Raw genomic sequence first — 19,527 nt, 5'->3', positions numbered from 1 at the left:
CAGAAGCATAGCACCGCTATGGTGATGTTGAAAACTAAAGCAAAGCGTCTGATTTTAAAGTAGTTTCAGGTCGTAATAAATAGGCTAATGCATATTTCAGGCAATGTCGTTTAGTTAAGGATTATAAGTTATAAAATTGCTGGGTCTAGCGCTATATACCTTTTTATTCTTGGAACTGACCTGTTGGGCCGCACTATTTCAAGCTGAAGCAATAGTTTGAAAGCGTAATCGGATATTTTTCCGATGATTTTGTCGATCCCTTTGTTCAGTTGATCAAGTATAGGTTTGGTTTTACGATAAGCCTGGGTTCTGTTGATCTGATAAGTATTTTTCCGTTTTTTGTTACAGTAGTCAACCCCTTTTTTGGTAAGTGTTTTACTGAGGATGTTGCTCAAGTTGGCCCTGAGAATGATGCTGTTAAAATCTTGGAGAACGGCCCTGGCCGTCTTTCCGCTCAGGTTTTCAAGTTCCGCCCTGGTTTTCAGTAGTTTGAACGACTCTTCAACAGGCCATCTTTTCCTATAAAGCTCACGGATTTCCCTGACAGGGTACTTTTTATGGTCAACCAGGTTGGTTACCAATATATGGTCTTCTCCTGATTCAATCGGTACCCGTACCAGTCTTAATTTGAGTGCCTCAGTAGAAATATTCCTTTCCTTACACCTGTATATGGCCTCTTTGGAAGGGGAGACCTCTATTAACTGCTGTTTTTGGGTAGATGCTAAAAATGCCTTTGCCTGTTTCCACCTGTTTGCCTTTACCCTGATGACAAAAGATTTTTGTTGCTGAACCAATGAGGACATGAGCCAAAAGGCCGCATAGGCCCGATCCATTATAAGCAGGTCTCCCTGCCCCAGACAGGGAAGGTGACTTTCACAGAGAGAAAGTTCACTTGTCCTGTAATGCTTGATTTTGGCATCTATGCTGATTTGATTGAGTACATCGTAGGCTTGGGAAACACGGGCCAGGACTACTTTTCTGCCGTTTTCAGTCCGGGTTTCGAACTGGCCAAAACCTTTTGCCAGTTCTTTACTGTAAGGAAGCTGCTGAGTACTGCCGTCAATACCTATAAGCCGAAAACCTTTCCATCTACGGACATGGCTGGCTTTATTATAATAAAAAGAACATTGTTTTCCATTCAGCCAGGTAAACACCTTGGGGTTTAGTTTGGATCGCTGCTGACTGAAAGCTCCTTTGGAATAGCTGACCAATTTATCCGAAAAAAATCATCCAGCTCTTGCTGAACACTGGATTAACCTAAACCTAACATAAAGTAGATAAGATCAGTAAACCCCAAACACCGCTGGCGAACAAATGCTTTGTTAGTCGTACGGAACCTGTCTCGTGTCAATCCATTTTCTATATTGCTTTTTAATAGTTTTAAAAAGTCCTCCGAAAAGGAAAAGGACTTTCTCGTTGTCAGATTTCTTTCAAAAAAACTACGCTCCCTTTTCTTACCCAAAAATTAAAAAAAATCCTTAACTAAACGACATTGATATTTCAGGTTAAAAGACCTTACGAAAACAGCCCGTTGATTTCCCTGTCGATCTGGTTGACGATAAAGCTAAAGTCCTCCCTGTTGGACACAAAGTCGAGGTCGTTGACATCGATGATCAGTAATTTGCCTTTGTCGTAGTGATTGATCCAGTTTTCATAGTGCTTATTGAGGTTTTTGAGATAATTGATGCTGATAGTGGTTTCGTAGTCCCGCCCCCTTTTTTCAATCTGGCTTACCAGTTTAGGGATATCGGCGCGCAGGTAGATCAAAAGATCTGGCGGTGCGGCATATTCCATCATCGAATGGAAGAGTTTTAGGTAATTTTGGTAATCTCGCTCTTCAAAACAGCCAGATTGGTGCAGGTTGGCCGCAAAAATGTGGGCGTCTTCGTAGATTGTCCTGTCCTGAACAGTGGATGTTGCGGACTTTGCGATCTCCTTGACTTGTTGAAAACGACTGTTTAAAAAATAAATCTGTAGGTGAAAGGCCCATTTTTTCATGTCTTCGTAGAAATCCTCCAAATAGGGATTGTCTTCAGCATCCTCAAGCTTGATTTTCCAGCCATAATGTTTGCCCAGTTTTTTAGCAAGGGTTGTTTTGCCACTTCCGATATTGCCAGCTATAGCGATGTGCATGATTGGTTGTTTTGATGAAAGGTTAATGGTCGGTGAGTGGGGCTAAAGGTGAAGGCCCAATGGCCAAAATGGCATCCTGTGAGACTGAACGAATCTGTATAAATCCTAAAACTGCCTACTGATTACTTTTTAAACCGTTCTGAAACGATCAGTTCTTTGCTTCCTTGAGTATGGATGTAAAAACCTTCTCCGGATTTGACGCCTTTATTGCCAGCTTCGACCATGTTGACCAGCAGGGGGCAAGGTGCGTATTTGGGATTACCCAGGCCTTCGTAAAGTACATTTAAAATAGAAAGGCAGACATCCAAACCAATAAAATCGGCGAGCTGTAGCGGCCCCATGGGGTGTGCCATGCCGAGTTTCATGACGGTGTCGATTTCTTCTACCCCAGCCACTCCTTCAAACAGGGTATAGATGGCTTCATTGATCATGGGCATCAGGATGCGATTGGCGACGAAACCAGGGTAGTCGTTGACCTCTACTGGTAGCTTGTCCAATCCTTTCGCTATGGACATGATCTGATGGGTGGTTTCTTCAGAGGTCTTGTACCCTTTGATGACTTCTACCAACTGCATGATGGGGACTGGATTCATAAAGTGCATCCCAATGACCTTTTCCGGCCGCTCGGTAGCAGCGGCTATTTTGGTAATGGAAATGGAGGAAGTGTTCGTGGCCAAAATGGTGTTTTTTGGACAGTGCCGATCCAGCTGTCGGAAAATGTCCAGCTTCAGTTGGGTGTTTTCGGTAGCGGCTTCTACCACGATGTCTGCGTTTTGCACTCCGCTTTCCAATTGGGTATGGGTGGTGATATTCGCCAAAACGACCCCCTTTTCTTCTGCTTGGATGATCCCTCTGGAGATCTGCCTATCCAGGTTTTTACCAATTGTCGACAAACCCTTTTCCAAAGCCTTTTCATTGGTGTCAATAAGAACTACCTGACGACCATGTTGGGCAAAGACATGGGCGATTCCGTTTCCCATGGTCCCTGATCCTATTACTGCTATTTTCAACATTAAATAGTGGTTTTATTACTTGGCTCATTGCCCTTGGTATATGCAGTGCGAGATCTGTTGATTCCTACAGGTACTGACATATTGGATTTATATAAAACTAATTTTTATCCTTGGGTTTAGCAAGCTATTAATTCAGGATTTATAGAGCAGGTGAGACAAGGGAGGGATGACACTCTTTTCTTTTCTCTCCAACCACCCGTTAGGATCTTGTCCTCTTGATACTTTGCACCTGCCAGAGTCAGCTTCTTACTATTTGCACACTTTTAGTTACCTTTGCAGGATATGGATACTATTAAAGAACTAGGGAAGATTTCTACGCTACCAATCACCCGCTTTACGGCAAATGGCGCATATTTAAATTTATCCAACGGCAACGAAGTGCTATTGCCAAAGGGCTATCTTTTGGGAGATGAGAAAGAGGGGGATGAAGTAGCCGTGTTTGTTTATACTGACAGTGAAGACCGTCCTGTGGCCATAACCGACAGACCGGTGGCTTTGGCAGATGAATTTGCAGTAATGGAAGTAAAAGAGGTAACCAAGTTTGGGGCTTTTATGGACTGGGGACTGCCCAAGGACCTTTTTGTCCCTATCTCTGAAATGGGCAAGCCCATGAGACAGGGGGAAAAGCACTTGGTCATGATCTGTGTTGACTTTAAAACCAGCCGACTGATCGGCGTATCCAAGTACCAGGATTTTATGCTCAGTGATACGGCTATCTTCGAAGAAGGACAGGAAGTGGATGGCTTAGTGTTTGAATCATCTGATCTGGGCTACAAGGTGTTGATCAACCAGCATTATGAGGGGCTGCTCTATGAGAATGAGACCTTTAAGGATATAGAAGTGGGAGACAATGTGAAGGTGTATATTAAGAAGCGAAGGGATGACGGGAAATTGGACTTACAGCTAACGCCCATCGGCCGCCAGAAATACGAAGAAGGGGCAGAAAAAATCTTAAACCTTTTAAAAGTTAAGCATTTTTTGCCCCTTCATGATAAATCATCCCCCGAAGAAATCAAAAAGACTTTAGGGATGAGTAAAAAGCACTTTAAACAATCCATTGGTCAACTTTATAAAAGTAGGAAAATCGAAATCAAGGAAGACGGTATCAGCCTGATAGATTAATTCAGTTTAAATATCTCTCCAGGATTAATACATAGAACCGCCTTATCACGTTTAATGGCGATGGGAGCCTTGAGCAGGTAAGGGTGTTTTACCAGGATGTGCAGCCAGCTTTCATCATCCCAGGTTTTGCCTGCTATTTGGCTTTGATATTCAGGATGAGCACGGTTGAGTAAATCTTTGGGACGTAAATGCAACTTGTCCAAGATGGTTCGCCATCCCGTCGTGGTAATGTGTTCTTTTTCAATATTGATCTCATTGACATACCGAGATACCGATCGCGCATACGCCCTGGCTTGTTTGTCAATAGTATGCGAGGGAATATAATAGAAGAACAATTCGTTAGGGTGCATTTTCATGTCGAAACTGGTTTGGAATTACTAATAAAACTACGAATAATATTGTAAAATCCAAATATTTTACCTTAAAATATACCTGTAATAGGTGAAAATATGGTTTTAAGGGACTGGGAAGTGTGAAATCGCTGAGCCGTATAACTGCTGAGCCGTTAAATTTATTGAGTTGTCACCTACGATTTACCAGTTCGACAATCAGGCAATTCAACAAAAGTAAAGTATGGACCTAGAAAATTTCAGGCAAAAATCCCTTTCGGATTATAGCCATAACAAGAAACTCCGGGCACGATTGGGAAAGATCAAACCCAAGGTGCTTGATGAAAGGTTTAAAGAAGCTCATGAGGAACAATTTGAAAAGATGGATTGCCTGGAATGTGCCAACTGCTGCAAGACCACTAGTCCTATTTTTTTGCAAATTGATATTGATCGACTGGCAAAGAAGCTTCGCATGAAGACTTCGGAATTTATCGATTCGTATTTGCACCGGGATGAGGAAGGGGATTTTGTGCTGAACAGTGCCCCATGTCCTTTTTTGGGTGATGATAACAAGTGTTTTGTGTATGAGTCTCGCCCCAAGGCATGCCGGGAATATCCACATACCAATCGGAAAAACATGCATGGAATTCTCGGTTTGACGTTAAAAAACACCTTGGTTTGTCCTGCCGTTAATGAAATCTTTCAAGTCTTTTCCAAAGAATTTAGGAAGTAAACTGATCTGTTTAGTATTTTAGAATCCAAAACCTATTAAACCGTAAACCATGAGTAATCAAAACGAACACTTTCTGGGTGTAGACGTGGGTGGAACCCACCTGAAAATTGGTAAAGTGAGTCAGCAAGGAGATATCGTTTCTTTTGATAAAGAAGATACCAGTCACTACAAGGATGACCCAAAAGGCTTTAATTCCTGCTTTGTGGATGTCATTGGGAAGTACTTGTCAAAATATCCCGATGTCAATAAGGTAGGCATAGGCTTACCGGGCTTGATCAATAAAGAGCGAACGACCACACTGGAAATTCCTGCTATACCTGAACTGGATGGATTTGACCTGAAGGGGGCACTTTTGGAGAAGTATCCTGAAAAGAGCTTTTTCCTGGAAAATGATGCCAGTGCGGCGGCCATGGGGGAGTTTAAGTTTGCTTCGTCGAAGCCCTCTCCTAATTTTCTGTTTATCACGATGGGAACAGGGATCGGAAGTGCTGCTGTAGTGGAAGGGAAGATTTTTAAAGGAGCACGCGGCAACGCTATGGAAATGGGGCATATGCTCTCTAGGGGAAATGCCCGCTTGGAAACCATTATTGGCAGAAATGGCATATTGAACATTCTGGAAAGGATGATCAATGCTTATCCTGAAAAGGCCGGAGAGCTATTGGACAAAGAATTGGGGACCCATTTGCTAGTAGATACAGCTCGTGTGGGAAATGAAGTTTCCTTGAACACATTTGAGGAAGTGGGGAATATCCTTGGCGAGGCGATTGTCTCCACAATCCGTATTTTAGACATAAATGAAGTGTATTTTGGAGGAGGAATCTCCGCTGGATTGGAGTTTATGATGCCTGCACTCGAAAAGACCGTTAGGCAATACCTTACTCATTATTACACCAAAGACATTCAACTCAAAAAAGCCATTTTAGGCAACAATGCCGGAACACAAGGGGCTGCTGCACTTTGCTTTTAACTGACAGTATGAAGATGTAAGTATCCAGTAGTGAGATATGAGTATTGAGACTTGAGAATAACATTCCCGAAAGTATCGGGGCAGGCTATTGCGAACGCAGAGCAACGGAGGGAAGCAATCTCCTTCTCTTTAGACGAGACTGCCTCGTTCCCGATATCCTCCGGGATAAGCTGTTCCTCCTTGCTTGGCACCAGACAAGCCTGTTTTGCACCGGACAAGCCTGTTTGGCACCAGACAAGCCTGTTTTGCACCAGACATTGGTTATGCATGGTTGTAGCTCTCGTTAAAGCAAAAATGAGCAAAAGTCCAGAGGAGTTTGAAAAGAAGTGGTCAAAACTTTCATCTAAGGAAAGACCAATTGTTACTATGTTTGACAATGAAATCTAATAATGAATCCGGTCAACTATAATCAGGGAAGTACACATTGTGCCGGGTATGTGGCTCGGCTCTATGAAAATTGAGTCTACGACTCTGACCAGTATTGACGCTATGGATTGAGTGTAGTGATGGTCACTTCACTGACCTTATTGATTGCATTTAAGCGAAAAAGGGCCTTTAGGGGCTCTTTTTCTTTGTTGTGGCTATCACATTCACTGGAAGGTTCGAGAAAATAAAAGAAAAAACTCTGGCTTTTATTTAACAATTCCACCCTGTCAGGGCGCCCAAAGGTAACGATGAGCTCTTGATTGGTAGCGCCTAGAAAGGTGTTTTTAAGCGATTGGAGTTCGTCAAGATCCTTTATACGGAGCCCTTTACAGCCATCGCGATCGTTTTTCCAATTGTCCATATTGATATTGCCTGTATCCAGCTTAGATAGACAGCTGGTGAAAGCCGCCAATATTATGGTAAATATGATAAGGGGAAAAACTGTTTTTCTCATGGGGAATAATATATAATAATTTGATGCCAAAGGTAGTTCAAGAAAGGGGGGGATACAAGTGTGGTAGCCAGTAGCAAGTATCTAGGCCCAAGAATCTAGTAATGATTAGTGAGACTTAAGACAAAGTTTCCTGACTTATCGGTACGTCATGCGAACGCAGAGCAACGGAGTGAAGCAATCTTGACAAAGTTAAGACTAATATGACATATTCTTTCAAATGCTACTTACAGTCAGTAGATTATGGTTATCCAGAAATATGGGGCAGAAGGATGCGGAAATCTAATACTTCAGAATCAGGCATTCTATCATCTTAACCCTTATATTAGCAGTTTAAAATACGCATATATGAATCATAGATTTGCTAAAGCATTCCACCTAATTACTGTATTGGCTTTTATTGTTATTTTCATGTACATCTATTCGGGTTTGCCTGAGATGGTGGGCTTTGAACTGAACGAGGAAGGGTTTGCCCATGGAGTGATGAATAAGAATATATTTTTCTATATTGTCATAGGCATTTTTTTAGTGTTGAATATCCTGCTGGTGACCCCGGCTAAACTCATTGAGAGTGGAGCCAGTCCAAATATCAAAAAGTTGTTTGCCAAAGGAGACCCTTTCCGCGAACAGATGTTGACATGGATTTATTCTTTTGTTGGTATCATTAATGTTTCTATTATCGTGGTGGTGATGTACCTATTCCAGTTGAACGGAACCATTGAGGAAACAGGGCGTCCGTCAGGATTAGGATTATATATTTTGCCTGTTTTATTTGTGATATGGACGGTCATTTTATTTATATTATTGACCCGAAAAATGAAGAGTGTCCAGTCCAACAAGTAAAGAGCGAAGAGAAAATTAAGTAGCCAAGAAAACATAATAACCACACATGGCAGAAAAGAACGTACAATATACCGAAGATAGTATCAGGTCACTCGACTGGAAAGAGCATATCCGGCTTCGTCCGGGGATGTATATCGGGAAATTGGGTGATGGGAGTGCCCAGGATGACGGTATTTATGTGCTTGTGAAGGAGGTACTTGATAATAGTATCGATGAGCACATGATGGGGTATGGGCGTACCATAGATATCAAGATCAGTGAACACAAAGTAGAGGTAAGGGACTATGGCCGTGGAATTCCGCTGGGCAAAGTAGTCGATTGTGTATCGAAAATCAATACCGGTGGTAAGTACGATTCGGGTGCCTTTCAAAAGTCTGTTGGGCTAAATGGTGTGGGTACCAAAGCCGTGAATGCCCTTTCCCAGTATTTTAAAGTACAATCCTACCGGGATGGGGAAACGAAAATTGCAGAATTTGAAAGGGGGGAGCTGAAAGAAGACCGTCCAGTGGAGAAAAGCTCTGATAGAAATGGGACTAAGATTGTGTTTAGCCCTGATGCTTCCGTATTTAAGAATTACCACTTTATTCCCGAATACCTGGAAAACCAAATTTGGAATTATGCCTTCCTTAATTCAGGATTGACCATTAATTTCAACGGTAAAAAGTACTTTTCTGACAAAGGCCTTCATGATCTTTTGGACAGGAAGGTTGATGATGATAGCAAGCGGTACCCGATCATCCACTTGAGAGGCGATGACATAGAAATGGCCTTGACCCATACCAATCAGTATGGTGAAGAGTACCATTCTTTTGTGAATGGCCAATATACGACCCAAGGAGGAACCCATCTGGCTGCTTTTAGGGAGGCGATTGTCAAGGCCGTAAGGGAGTTTTTTAAGAAAGATTACGATGCTGCTGACATCCGCCAAAGTATCGCAGCAGCGATTGCCGTCAGGGTACAAGAACCGGTGTTTGAGTCGCAGACCAAGACCAAGCTAGGGTCGCATAGCGTGGGGCCTGATGGACCGACCTTGCGGACCTTTGTGAATGATTTTGTGAAGACCGAACTGGATAATTACCTTCATAAAAATACAGAAACGGCCAATGCCCTGCTCAAGCGGATCCTGCAATCGGAGCGAGAACGAAAAGAAATCTCCGGGATAAAAAAACTGGCCAACGAAAGGGCCAAAAAGGCCAATCTTCACAATAAGAAACTAAGGGATTGCCGTGTGCACTACGACGATGCCAAGGCCAACGAGGAAAGGAAGAACGATACCATGCTGTTTATCACAGAAGGGGACTCGGCCTCAGGTTCCATTACCAAATCCAGGGATGTGCAGACACAAGCAGTATTTTCCCTAAGGGGTAAGCCGTTAAACTGCTTTGGCATGACCAAGAAAGTGGTGTATGAAAATGAAGAGTTTAACCTGCTGCAGCATGCGCTGAACATTGAAGATGGGATAGATGGCTTACGGTATCGTAAAATTGTTATTGCGACGGATGCCGATGTGGACGGTATGCACATCAGGTTATTGATCATGACCTATTTCCTGCAGTTTTTTCCTGAACTGGTGAAAAATGGACATTTGTACATCCTTGATACCCCATTGTTTAGGGTGAGAAATAAGAAGGAAACCATTTATTGCTATTCGGAGGACGAGAAAAGAAAAGCTATCGCTAAGCTGGGAAATAAGCCTGAAATCACACGGTTTAAGGGGCTGGGCGAGATTTCGCCCGAAGAGTTTGGTGGCTTTATCGGTGAAGATATCCGCTTGGAACCAATTATCCTCAATAAGGACACCAAGATAGCTGATTTGCTTTCGTTCTTTATGGGCAAAAACACCCCAAGCCGACAGACTTTTATTATCGATAACCTGAAAATAGAAAAAGACATCGTCGAGGAAAAAGATGGAGGAACCAAAGTGGATTCAGAAGAGACTGAGGCAGCATAAGTCCTCGATTTTTGGACCCTTCAAAACATTAAAACCTTTCAACCTTATTAATGTCATAACATCCAAATATGAGTGATATAGAAAACAACGGTCAAAGTGAAAACGGAGATGCTTTGCATGATTCCGTACCGGTGACCGGCATGTATCAAGAGTGGTTTTTAGATTATGCATCCTATGTGATTTTAGAACGGGCCGTTCCTGCCATTGAAGATGGTCTTAAGCCCGTACAGCGGAGGATTCTACATGCAATGAAGGAAATGGACGATGGCCGGTTCAACAAGGTGGCCAATATTATCGGCCAAACCATGCAGTACCACCCGCATGGGGATGCTTCCATCAGTGATGCCATCGTCAATCTGGGCCAAAAAGACCTGCTGATCGAAACGCAGGGGAACTGGGGCGATATCCGTACCGGTGATGGGGCTGCTGCAGCGCGTTATATCGAAGCACGGCTGTCGAAGTTTGCCTTGGAAGTGGTCTTTAACCCACAGACGACTGATTGGCAAGTATCCTATGATGGCAGGAAGCGCGAGCCGGTAACCTTGCCAGTGAAATTCCCTTTGCTGTTGGCACAAGGCGTGGAAGGAATTGCCGTGGGACTATCTACCAAAATCCTTCCTCACAACTTCTGTGAGTTGATCAATGCCTCTATTGATGTGCTGAAAGGTAAAAAAGCCAGTATTGTCCCTGACTTCCCCACCGGTGGATTGGCGGATTTTTCGGAATACAATGAAGGCCTTCGTGGGGGAAGGATCAAAGTAAGAGCAAGAATAGAGGAAGGAGAGGGCAAAAGCCTTTTGATCAAGGATATTCCTTTTGGAACGACGACCACCTCACTGATCGACTCCATTATCAAGGCCAATGATAAGGGCAAGATCAAAATCAAAAAAGTGGTGGACAATACTGCCAAGGATGTAGAAATACAGGTGTTCCTGGCCTCTGGCCAATCTCCTGATATGACCATTGATGCCTTATATGCTTTCACGGATTGTGAGCAGTCCATTTCACCAAATGCCTGTGTGATCATCAAAGACAAACCGGTGTTCATCGGTGTAAATGATATCCTCACCTACAATACCCGCCAGACCAAAGAACTCCTGAAGCGAGAGTTGGAGATTCGTAAGGGCGAGTTGATGGAGAAGTTGCTGTTTTCTTCGTTGGAGAAAATATTCATCGAAAACAGGATTTACCGCGACATCGAGGAGTGTGAAACTTGGGAGGATGTCATTGCCACGATCGACAAGGGACTGGATCCTTATAAGCCGGAATTTTACCGTGAAATCACCCGAGATGACATCATCAGACTGACGGAGATCAAGATCAAAAGGATCTCCAGATTTGACAGTTTCAAAGCGGATGAGCTCATGCGTAAGCTTGAGGATGAGCTGAAGGAAGTCGAGCATAACCTGGAGCATCTCACGGAATTTGCCATAGACTATTATAAAAACCTGTTGAAGAAACATGGTAAGGGCAGGGAAAGGAAAACAGAAATACGCAATTTTGAGACCATCCAAGCGACGGTGGTAGCCGCGAACAATGCCAAGCTTTATGTTAACCGTAAGGACGGCTTTATCGGTCATGGGCTGAAAAAGGACGAGTTTGTTTGCGACTGCTCTGATCTTGATGATATCATTGCTTTCAAAAAGGACGGAACTTGTGTGGTGACCAAGATTCAAGACAAGGTGTTTGTCGGTAAGGACATCATTCATGTAGGGATTTTCCGCAAGGGGGATGAGCGCATGGTCTATAATATGATTTACCTTGATGGAACGTCCGGAAGAACCATGGTGAAGCGTTTTCAGATCCTGAGCGTAACCCGCGATAGAGAGTATATCCTCACTAAAGGAACCAAGGGTTCCAAAGTACTGTACTTTACCGCCAATGCCAATGGGGAAGCGGAGATCGTGACTGTTTACCTTACACAAGGAAGCAAAGCCAGGGTGAAGGTATTTGACTTTGACTTTAAGGAGCTGGACATTAAAGGTAGGGGGGCCGGTGGAAATATCCTGACCAAATACACTGTCAGAAAAATCCAGTTGAAAATGGAAGGGGTGTCCACATTAGGCGGATTGGATGTGTATTATGACGATGCGGTAGGCAGGATCAATACAGATGAAAGAGGAAAACTGATTGGCAACTTTTTAGGTGATGATAAGATCATTGCTTTTTATAAGGATGGAAGTTATGAGCTTACTTCCTATGAACTGACCAATCGGTATGACCCCAACACACTCCTGCTTATCGAGAAATTTGATCCGCTGGCGGTAATTTCTTGTGTTTACTATGATGGCACCAGCAAAAATCATTATGTGAAGCGGTTCAATATAGAAACCAGTACTGTAAATAAGAAATTCAGCTTCATTTCTGATCATCGCAGGTCTACACTGGATATCGTCTCTACGGACAAACAACCACAGGTGGAGGTAACCCTCAAAAAGGACAAGGAGACGGAAAAAGTGGAATACGATCTGGATATGCTTATTGATGTAAAGGGATGGAAGTCAGTTGGGAATAAGCTAAGTTCTCACATTGTCAAAAACATCAAGTTATTGGAGCCAGTGAAGAAGGATTCGCCTTCTAAGGAAGAAAAAGAGGATAAAGATGATTTGGAAATTGGTTCGACCATCGACCTGAATGTGAAGGATGATGATGATAAGGATCAGCTAGGATTGTTCAAAAATGGAAAATAGTTTTTTGGACGCCGATTTACTAGCTTACTTGTCCCAGTATGTAACGGATCATAAAAAAGCCAGGATGGAAGAAGTCCTGGCTTTAAGGTCCCGATTTTTCACGCTGGTTTTGGAAGATATCTATAAGCCCCATAATGCCAGTGCTGTCATCAGGACTTGTGATTGTTTCGGAGTGCAGGACATTCATATCATTGAAAAAGCCAATTCTTACAATGTCAATCCCTATGTCACCAGGGGGGCAGCCCAATGGGTGGACATCCATAAATACCAAGATGCTCCCGACCAATCATCTGTGGATGCTTGCTTTGACGAGCTGAGGTCGCAGGGGTATAAGATCATGGCTACTTCGCCACATGGCGAAAGCAATCCATTGCATGAACTAAAGGCAGACCAGAAAACGGCTTTGGTATTTGGCAATGAACATGCAGGGGTAAGCGAAGAGGTCATCCAAAAAAGTGATGGTGTGGTACACATCCCCATGACCGGATTTACTGAGAGTTTTAATATTTCGGTCAGTGCTTCCATTTGTTTATATGATTTGCAGCAAAAGATCGTGCGTTCACAGCCGGAAGTCTATTTTTTAAGTGAAAAAGAAAAAGCCGAAATCCGCTTTAGATGGTATAAAAGCATGGTCAAAAATGTAGAAGCACATATTCGGAAATTTTACGAGGGAAAGATTGAACAGTAGGTAAACCATGGCCTGCTTACCGTGTTGGACTTTAGGTGCAGGCCATAATCTCAAGCTTGCCTCATTTATATCCGGTGTCAATTTGACTGTTAAGGCATTATTTTTTATCGATGGATTTCCCCAGTATACCTGATAATGCCAAACAGTTTACGTAGAATAAAGGCCTACGTTTTCTATTGATATTATCTATTGATTTTTATAAGTGGTTACTTTATTTGGCTTTAGGTTGTTTTTCCAAATAATAAGTCGAAGGATGGGGCATATGTAATGTTTGTTTAATTATTTAAATTAAATCTAATTAAAGTTGCGATACATTGGGTGCACTTCTATATTTGTGGAAAATTGCATCGAAAAAATGATCACCATAACCGTCTTGATTGCCTTGGCAGGATTTATCTGCTTCTATATCACTTCCAAAAGAGCCGTGTTGGATAGAGAACTGTCTATCGTAAAATGGGGGCAGCATAAGCCACATATTGCCAAAAGAGTAGGAGGCGTATTGTTGGTTTTTGGAGGACTCCTTTCGGTAATTGTCTTGGGCATCGGGGCTGGGATATTCGCCTATGCCGTGGTACTGATGACTGTGGGAAGCTTGGTGGTATTGCTAAATCCGCTAAGAATACTCCATCCAAGCATGATGGTGCTGTTGTTTTCAGTGAGTTTACTTCTTGAAATCCTTTAATCCATGCCAGCAAATAGAAAATACTTAACTACTTCACCACTTCAGCGATTTGCGAAGATCACAGCAGGTTTTTTTGGGGGATATGCCGTGACTGTTGCAGCATTTATGATGGTAGCATACTGGCTAGACCACGTCAATGTCCTGATGACTTTACGTTTTGGAGGGTTTATGCTATGGGTGACGTTGTTTTTGCTTGCCTTTCTATTTAAAAACGGATGGAAAGCTTGGGGGCTTTACCTCATCATCACGGTGGTGTTTAGTGTGGTGATTTACTTCAATAAAATGTACCTGCCAATTTTCTGATTTATGAGTAATAGAATTTACAATATCCTGTTTCATACCCATACCATCAGCGGTATTATCATCAGTGCTGCATTGTATGTGATCTTTTTTGCGGGTTCTCTTTCTTTTTTCAGGGATGAAATCGTAGGCTGGGAAAGGAATGAGCCGATCAGTGAAAATGCTAACCTCAAGTATCTTGATCTAGATCACGTATTGGATACGTTGGACGCCAGAAAGGGGCTAGCGGGGAGGGATGTATCTTTTTATAAGCATTTTGAAGAGCGCCGGATCAATGTCAACCTTAGTGCCCCCAAGGATACTACGGCTCAGAAAGAAAGCAGGAGTAGGGGGGAGTTTTTTTATTTGGATCCCGAGACGCTGGATGCGTACACTTATGTGACCAGTTATAGTTTGGGAGAATTTTTTTATAGGCTACATTTTTTTGCACAGCTCAACTTATGGGGCACTTCTGGCTATCTATTGGCGGGCTTTGTGGCATTTTTCTTCTTGTTTGCAATAGTGACGGGTGTATTGGTGCATTGGAAAAAGATCGTTTCCAATTTATACGTTTTTAGGCCAAAAGCGAGTTTGAAGAATATTTGGACCGATGCCCACACCGCCTTAGGGGTGTTGGGATTGCCATATCAGTTTGTTTTTGCTGTGACGGGTTGTTATCTGATCATTGGTACGACTGTGCTTTCTCCCGCCATCGTGACCTATATGTATGATGGGGATATGACAATGTTATATGATGATTTTGGGTTTAATCCGCCAAAAATAGCACCTGTCGGCCAGGCGATGGCTTCAGTACCAAGTGTTAATGGTTTTGTGGACCAAGTAGAGGCTAAATGGCCCGAATTCGACGTTAAATCCGTTCAGCTGTTCAATTACGGCGATCAAAACATGCATGCATTGATCGAGGGAAATACCCATACGGATTCAAAATTCCTCGGAAGAGGTGGTGTCATGTACAATATGGCAACGGGGGAGCAGGTGTATGAAGTGAACCCTTACACCGAAACTAGCTATCAAGATGCTGCTGCGGCTATTATTACCCAGTTGCACTATGGAGATTTTGGCGGGATACCGCTTAGGGTCGTTTATTTTATCTTAGGTTTAGTGACGTGTTTTGTAATCATTTCAGGGGTATTGATCTGGCTGGTGGCACGGGACAAGAAACATGTCTCTCCTGTCAAAAGAAAATTCAACGCGTGGCTGGTGGCAACATACTTGGCAATTTGCCTAAGCATGCTGCCGGTATCTGCTTTCTCTTTTATAATCATCAAATTATTTCCGCTCGAGTTTGATGAAACTAGAATGACCTTTATATATCAGGTGTTCTTCTACGCTTGGCTGGTGTGTTCTGTAGGGCTTACTGCTACCAAAAACAATTTCTTTATCAATAAGTTTTGTCTCATTTCTGGAGGAATTCTGGGCCTGGCCGTTCCTGTGGCCAATGGACTCACGACGGGCAATTGGCTTTGGAAATCCTATGAAGTTGGTTTTTATCAGATGTTCACGGTAGACTTTTTGTGGTTGGTACTGGGCGCTACCTCGCTGTGGGTCGCCAGTAAGGTAAAAAAGCAGCCGGCAAAAAAGGCTTCTGCAAAACGAAAAAAAGATTCCGGCCACTTGAACAGCGGTGTAGATAAAGAACTCGTGAAACGTACAATTCCTCAGTTCTACAATTAGCCGAAAAACTTATAACATTTCCACTGTTTGTGGGTTAATTTAATAGCACTTAACTTAATGCGGACCGATAGTCTTTCTGAGCAATAGGATCCCATATTCATAAATAGTTTAGGCAGGTAATAAATGTTATCAGATAACTTAAAAAATATCCTAAGCAATATACCTCCGGCCATTACGGGGGTATATTTTTTTGTGGACCGAAGTGGTCGGATCCTCTACATCGGCAAAAGCAACGATATCAGAAAACGACTCCACCAGCATTTCCATAATACTACTTCCAAGGCCTTAAGGATGCAAAATCAGGTGGATCAGGTGAAGTATGAAAACATGGGCAATGAACTGATGGCCTTACTGAGAGAGTCAGAACTGATCAAAGTCCACAAGCCTGTTTTTAACCGAGCTTTGAGAAGAAGTGTTTTTTTGTGGGGGCTTTACTTGGTGGATACTGCGGAAGGATATATGGCCTTGCAATTGAAAAAAATCAATAAAGACCAGCGGGAATTGATGGCTTTCACAGCCAAATCCGAAGGAAAGGAATACCTTTTTCGTGTAACAGAGCAGTATCAACTTTGTCAAAAAATAAATGGGTTGTACCCTTCCAGCGGAGCCTGCTTCCAATACTCCTTAAAAACATGTAAAGGTGCCTGCCTAGGAGAAGAGCCCACTTGGGTTTATAATGATAGGGTGCGGCAATTTGTCCAAGATATCAGCCTTCCCAAAGAGGATCGAACCATTCTGCTGGAAGGAAGAACAGCAGGGGAGAGAGGGGTGGTCTTGATTGAAAATGGTGTTTACCGAGGCTATGGGTATTTTAAGGGGGAGCTAGAAAAGGATGTTCATTTAAGCACTATCATTCAGCCCAAAACAGACGATAGGGACAGTCAGCGATTGTTGAGAGCTTACCTAAGAAAACAGCACAGTACAGCACAATGAGGTTGGAATTTTCAGGTGTGTTAAAGGAGGTATCCTTAAAGTAACTATATTTATTTTTAGCTTAACCAATAATATGAAGATCATGCGTTTCCCATTAGCTATTTCTTGTCTGCTTTTAGTGGCCTGTATTCCCTCTTTCATCTTTGCCCAAAATACCCGGAAATCCTGGCCCCTAGAAGAAGGTTGGAAGTTCAGTAAAGGGGAGCAAGAAGGAGCATTTAAGAAGGATTTTGATGATGGTGCCTGGGAAGCGGTGAGCGTTCCTCATGATTGGGCTATATACGGGCCTTTTGATGAGAACAATGACTTACAAATCGTGGCTGTAAGCCAAAATGGCGAGAAAGTGGCCACAAAGAAAACCGGGAGAACAGGTGGTTTGCCCTACATGGGCGTGGGCTGGTACAGAAGAACTTTTGAGGTACCTGATTTTGATCCGGAAATAAAACGGGTAAAGCTGGTTTTTGATGGGGCAATGAGCGAGGCACAAGTGTATGTCAATGGGGAAAAAGTTGGTTTTTGGCCTTATGGCTATAATTCATTTTACTTCGATGTGACGGATTACCTCAATACAGACGGGGCGGAAAACCAATTGGCCGTAAGGCTGGAAAACAAGGAGCAATCTTCTCGATGGTACCCGGGAGCCGGGCTTTACCGTAATGTACATCTGCAAGTTACTCCTAAAACGCATGTGCCCATTTGGGGGACTTTTGTGACCACACCGCATGTCTCTGGGGAATATGCATCGGTCAATGTGAAAACGGAGGTGAAGAATGTACCAGAAGGTACAGACATCACTATCAAAACGATCATTACCGATGCTGCAGGAAAAGAGGTGACACAAAAAGAGAACACCCAAAAACTTAATCACGGTCGGCCACTTGAGCAGTTTTTGACGGTGAATGACCCTCTACTTTGGTCACCTGAAACGCCACAGTTGTATTTTGCCAAGTCCACCATTTCCATTGATGGTAAGGAGATAGATGAGTTTACAACGCGATTTGGTATTCGGAAAATTGAATTTATTGCAGATAAAGGTTTTTTCCTCAACGGGAAGCAAAGGAAATTCCAAGGTGTAAATCTTCACCATGACCTAGGACCCTTAGGAGCCGCGGTCAACCGCTCCGCTATCAAGAGACAGCTGCGGCTCATGAAAGACATGGGCGCTGATGCCATACGGACTTCACATAATATGCCAGCTCCGGAATTGGTGGCACTATGCGACGAGATGGGATTGATGGTGATGGTGGAGTCCTTTGATGAATGGGATGTAGCCAAATGCAAAAACGGTTATCATCGCTTCTTTGAAGAGTGGGCAGAAAAAGACCTGGTCAATATGGTGCGTCATTACCGAAACAATCCAAGCGTGGTGATGTGGAGTATCGGCAATGAAGTGCCTACACAGTGCAGCGCTGACGGGTATAAAGTAGCCAAATTCCTACAGGATATCTGCCACCGCGAGGATCCTACCCGGTTGGTCACCGCTGGAATGGACCGCATTTCCTGCGTATTGGACAATGGTTTTGCTGCGATGATCGATGTTACTGGTTTTAATTACCGGACACATCGGTATCAGGAAGGCTATGAAAAGCTGCCGCACAGTTTGGTGCTTGGCTCAGAGACAGGATCTACGGTAAGCTCCAGGGGAGTGTATCATTTTCCGGTAGAAAAGGGCGCACAGGTGATCCATGATGACCAACAATCCAGTGCTTATGGATTGGAATACTGCAGCTGGTCAAATCTCCCAGAGGATGATTTTGCGCTTGCAGAAGACTACGACTGGACCTTGGGACAGTTTGTGTGGACCGGGTTTGACTATTTGGGAGAGCCCACCCCATACGATACTGATGCTTGGCCCAATCACAGTTCGATGTTCGGGATTGTAGACTTGGCAGGAATTCCCAAGGACAGGTACTATTTGTACAAAAGTGTGTGGAAGCCGGAAGAAGAAACCCTTCATATTTTACCGCATTGGAATTGGGAAGGAAGAGAAGGTAAGAAAACTCCTGTATTCGTTTATACCAACTATCCATCTGCCGAACTCTTCATTAACGGCAAGAGCCAAGGAAAAAAGACCAAGACCAAGGAAGGTAGCCTGCAGGAACGCTACAGACTGATGTGGATGGATGTGGCCTATCTTCCTGGTGAGGTGAAGGTGATAGCCTACGATGACAAAGGACACAGGGCGGCTGAAAAAGTCCTGTCTACAGCAGGAAAAGCACATCACATCAAACTGGTCCCTGAGAAAGAAAAAGTGTCTGTGGATGGCCAAGAACTGGCTTTTGTCCGTGTGCAGGTCGTGGATAAAGAGGGGCGCGTTTGCCCCACAGATCAGCGTTCATTGTCTTTTACTGTGGAAGGCGCTGGTAGCTTCAAGGCTGTAGCAAATGGTGACCCAACTAGCGTGGAGCTTTTCCATAAGCCCAGTATGAAGGTTTTTAATGGACAACTCACGCTTATCGTTTCGCCTGAAAATGCCGGGAAAATCCATGTGAAAGCAACAGGAAAAGGACTCAGAAAAGGAGAAGAGACAATTGAGGCATATTAAATTCCTTTGCTCGATTTAATTGGTTAAATCTGAGTGACCAAACAGCG

18 protein-coding genes are annotated in these 19,527 nt (G+C 43.4%); 12 read left to right on the top strand and 6 right to left on the bottom strand.

Features of this window, described 5'->3' with window-relative positions; all coding sequences use genetic code 11:
* Positions 1–128 precede the first annotated feature (128 nt).
* From FKX85_RS17060 to FKX85_RS17050, 3 genes are all read right to left on the bottom strand, one after another.
* Complete coding sequence (locus FKX85_RS17060) at positions 129–1,211, bottom strand: IS4 family transposase (protein ID WP_229239664.1); 1,083 nt, start codon at positions 1,209–1,211, stop codon at positions 129–131.
* Positions 1,212–1,515: 304 nt separating this feature from the next.
* The gene (locus FKX85_RS17055) at positions 1,516–2,133 is read right to left on the bottom strand and encodes a deoxynucleoside kinase (RefSeq protein ID WP_141615886.1); all 618 of its coding nucleotides are present in this window, start codon (positions 2,131–2,133) and stop codon (positions 1,516–1,518) included.
* Positions 2,134–2,255: 122 nt separating this feature from the next.
* On the bottom strand, positions 2,256–3,146 hold the full coding sequence (locus tag FKX85_RS17050; protein ID WP_141615885.1) for a 3-hydroxyacyl-CoA dehydrogenase family protein: 891 nt from the start codon (positions 3,144–3,146) through the stop codon (positions 2,256–2,258).
* Positions 3,147–3,437: 291 nt separating this feature from the next.
* Between FKX85_RS17050 and FKX85_RS17045 the strand changes: the two genes are divergently transcribed.
* The gene (locus tag FKX85_RS17045; protein ID WP_141616827.1) at positions 3,438–4,268 is read left to right on the top strand and encodes a CvfB family protein; all 831 of its coding nucleotides are present in this window, start codon (positions 3,438–3,440) and stop codon (positions 4,266–4,268) included.
* On the opposite strand, the gene FKX85_RS17040 is transcribed toward FKX85_RS17045, so the two are convergent.
* Positions 4,265–4,624 (bottom strand): arsenate reductase family protein, encoded by a 360-nt coding sequence (locus tag FKX85_RS17040; RefSeq protein WP_141615884.1) that lies wholly within the window; start codon positions 4,622–4,624, stop codon positions 4,265–4,267. The genes FKX85_RS17045 and FKX85_RS17040 overlap by 4 nt on opposite strands.
* A gap of 217 nt (positions 4,625–4,841) precedes the next feature.
* On the opposite strand from FKX85_RS17040, the gene FKX85_RS17035 reads away from it, so the two are divergent.
* Both FKX85_RS17035 and FKX85_RS17030 read left to right on the top strand, forming a co-directional pair.
* The gene (locus tag FKX85_RS17035) at positions 4,842–5,330 is read left to right on the top strand and encodes a YkgJ family cysteine cluster protein (RefSeq protein WP_141615883.1); all 489 of its coding nucleotides are present in this window, start codon (positions 4,842–4,844) and stop codon (positions 5,328–5,330) included.
* 49 nt (positions 5,331–5,379) lie between these two features.
* Entirely contained in the window at positions 5,380–6,297 is a 918-nt protein-coding gene (locus tag FKX85_RS17030) for an ROK family protein (RefSeq protein ID WP_141615882.1), read from the top strand.
* Between the two features lie 129 nt (positions 6,298–6,426).
* On the opposite strand, the gene FKX85_RS21785 is transcribed toward FKX85_RS17030, so the two are convergent.
* Positions 6,427–6,555: a hypothetical protein gene (locus FKX85_RS21785; RefSeq protein ID WP_262711612.1), complete on the bottom strand. Its 129-nt coding sequence runs from the start codon at positions 6,553–6,555 to the stop codon at positions 6,427–6,429.
* Positions 6,556–6,784: 229 nt separating this feature from the next.
* Complete coding sequence (locus FKX85_RS17025) at positions 6,785–7,177, bottom strand: hypothetical protein (protein ID WP_141615881.1); 393 nt, start codon at positions 7,175–7,177, stop codon at positions 6,785–6,787.
* A gap of 345 nt (positions 7,178–7,522) precedes the next feature.
* Here FKX85_RS17025 and FKX85_RS17020 point away from each other — a divergent pair, with 345 nt between their 5' ends.
* The 9 genes from FKX85_RS17020 to galB all read left to right on the top strand — a co-directional run bounded on the left by FKX85_RS17020 (position 7,523) and on the right by galB (position 19,480).
* Complete coding sequence (locus FKX85_RS17020) at positions 7,523–8,017, top strand: DNA topoisomerase IV (protein WP_141615880.1); 495 nt, start codon at positions 7,523–7,525, stop codon at positions 8,015–8,017.
* Between the two features lie 46 nt (positions 8,018–8,063).
* Positions 8,064–9,968: a DNA topoisomerase IV subunit B gene (locus FKX85_RS17015; protein ID WP_141615879.1), complete on the top strand. Its 1,905-nt coding sequence runs from the start codon at positions 8,064–8,066 to the stop codon at positions 9,966–9,968.
* A gap of 68 nt (positions 9,969–10,036) precedes the next feature.
* Complete coding sequence (locus tag FKX85_RS17010) at positions 10,037–12,658, top strand: DNA gyrase/topoisomerase IV subunit A (protein ID WP_141615878.1); 2,622 nt, start codon at positions 10,037–10,039, stop codon at positions 12,656–12,658.
* Positions 12,648–13,346 carry a TrmH family RNA methyltransferase gene (locus FKX85_RS17005; RefSeq protein WP_141615877.1) on the top strand — a complete coding sequence of 233 codons (699 nt, stop codon included), beginning with the start codon at positions 12,648–12,650 and terminating at the stop codon, positions 13,344–13,346. The genes FKX85_RS17010 and FKX85_RS17005 overlap by 11 nt, the downstream gene beginning before the upstream one ends.
* A 355-nt stretch (positions 13,347–13,701) precedes the next feature.
* Entirely contained in the window at positions 13,702–14,028 is a 327-nt protein-coding gene (locus tag FKX85_RS17000) for a hypothetical protein (RefSeq protein ID WP_141615876.1), read from the top strand.
* Between the two features lie 3 nt (positions 14,029–14,031).
* Complete coding sequence (locus FKX85_RS16995) at positions 14,032–14,331, top strand: hypothetical protein (protein WP_141615875.1); 300 nt, start codon at positions 14,032–14,034, stop codon at positions 14,329–14,331.
* A gap of 3 nt (positions 14,332–14,334) precedes the next feature.
* A complete protein-coding gene (locus tag FKX85_RS16990; RefSeq protein ID WP_141615874.1) occupies positions 14,335–16,002 on the top strand; it encodes a PepSY-associated TM helix domain-containing protein in 1,668 nt (555 codons plus the stop codon).
* Between the two features lie 123 nt (positions 16,003–16,125).
* Positions 16,126–16,935: a GIY-YIG nuclease family protein gene (locus FKX85_RS16985; protein WP_141615873.1), complete on the top strand. Its 810-nt coding sequence runs from the start codon at positions 16,126–16,128 to the stop codon at positions 16,933–16,935.
* 82 nt (positions 16,936–17,017) lie between these two features.
* Positions 17,018–19,480 (top strand): beta-galactosidase GalB, encoded by a 2,463-nt coding sequence (gene galB / locus FKX85_RS16980; RefSeq protein ID WP_141616826.1) that lies wholly within the window; start codon positions 17,018–17,020, stop codon positions 19,478–19,480.
* Positions 19,481–19,527: the final 47 nt, after the last annotated feature.

Origin of the sequence: Echinicola soli, from assembly GCF_006575665.1 — a bacterium.
GTDB classification, from domain to species: Bacteria; Bacteroidota; Bacteroidia; order Cytophagales; family Cyclobacteriaceae; genus Echinicola; species Echinicola soli.
Note: the sequence above shows the minus strand (reverse complement) of the source record. Positions and strands in the feature narration are given on the sequence as shown.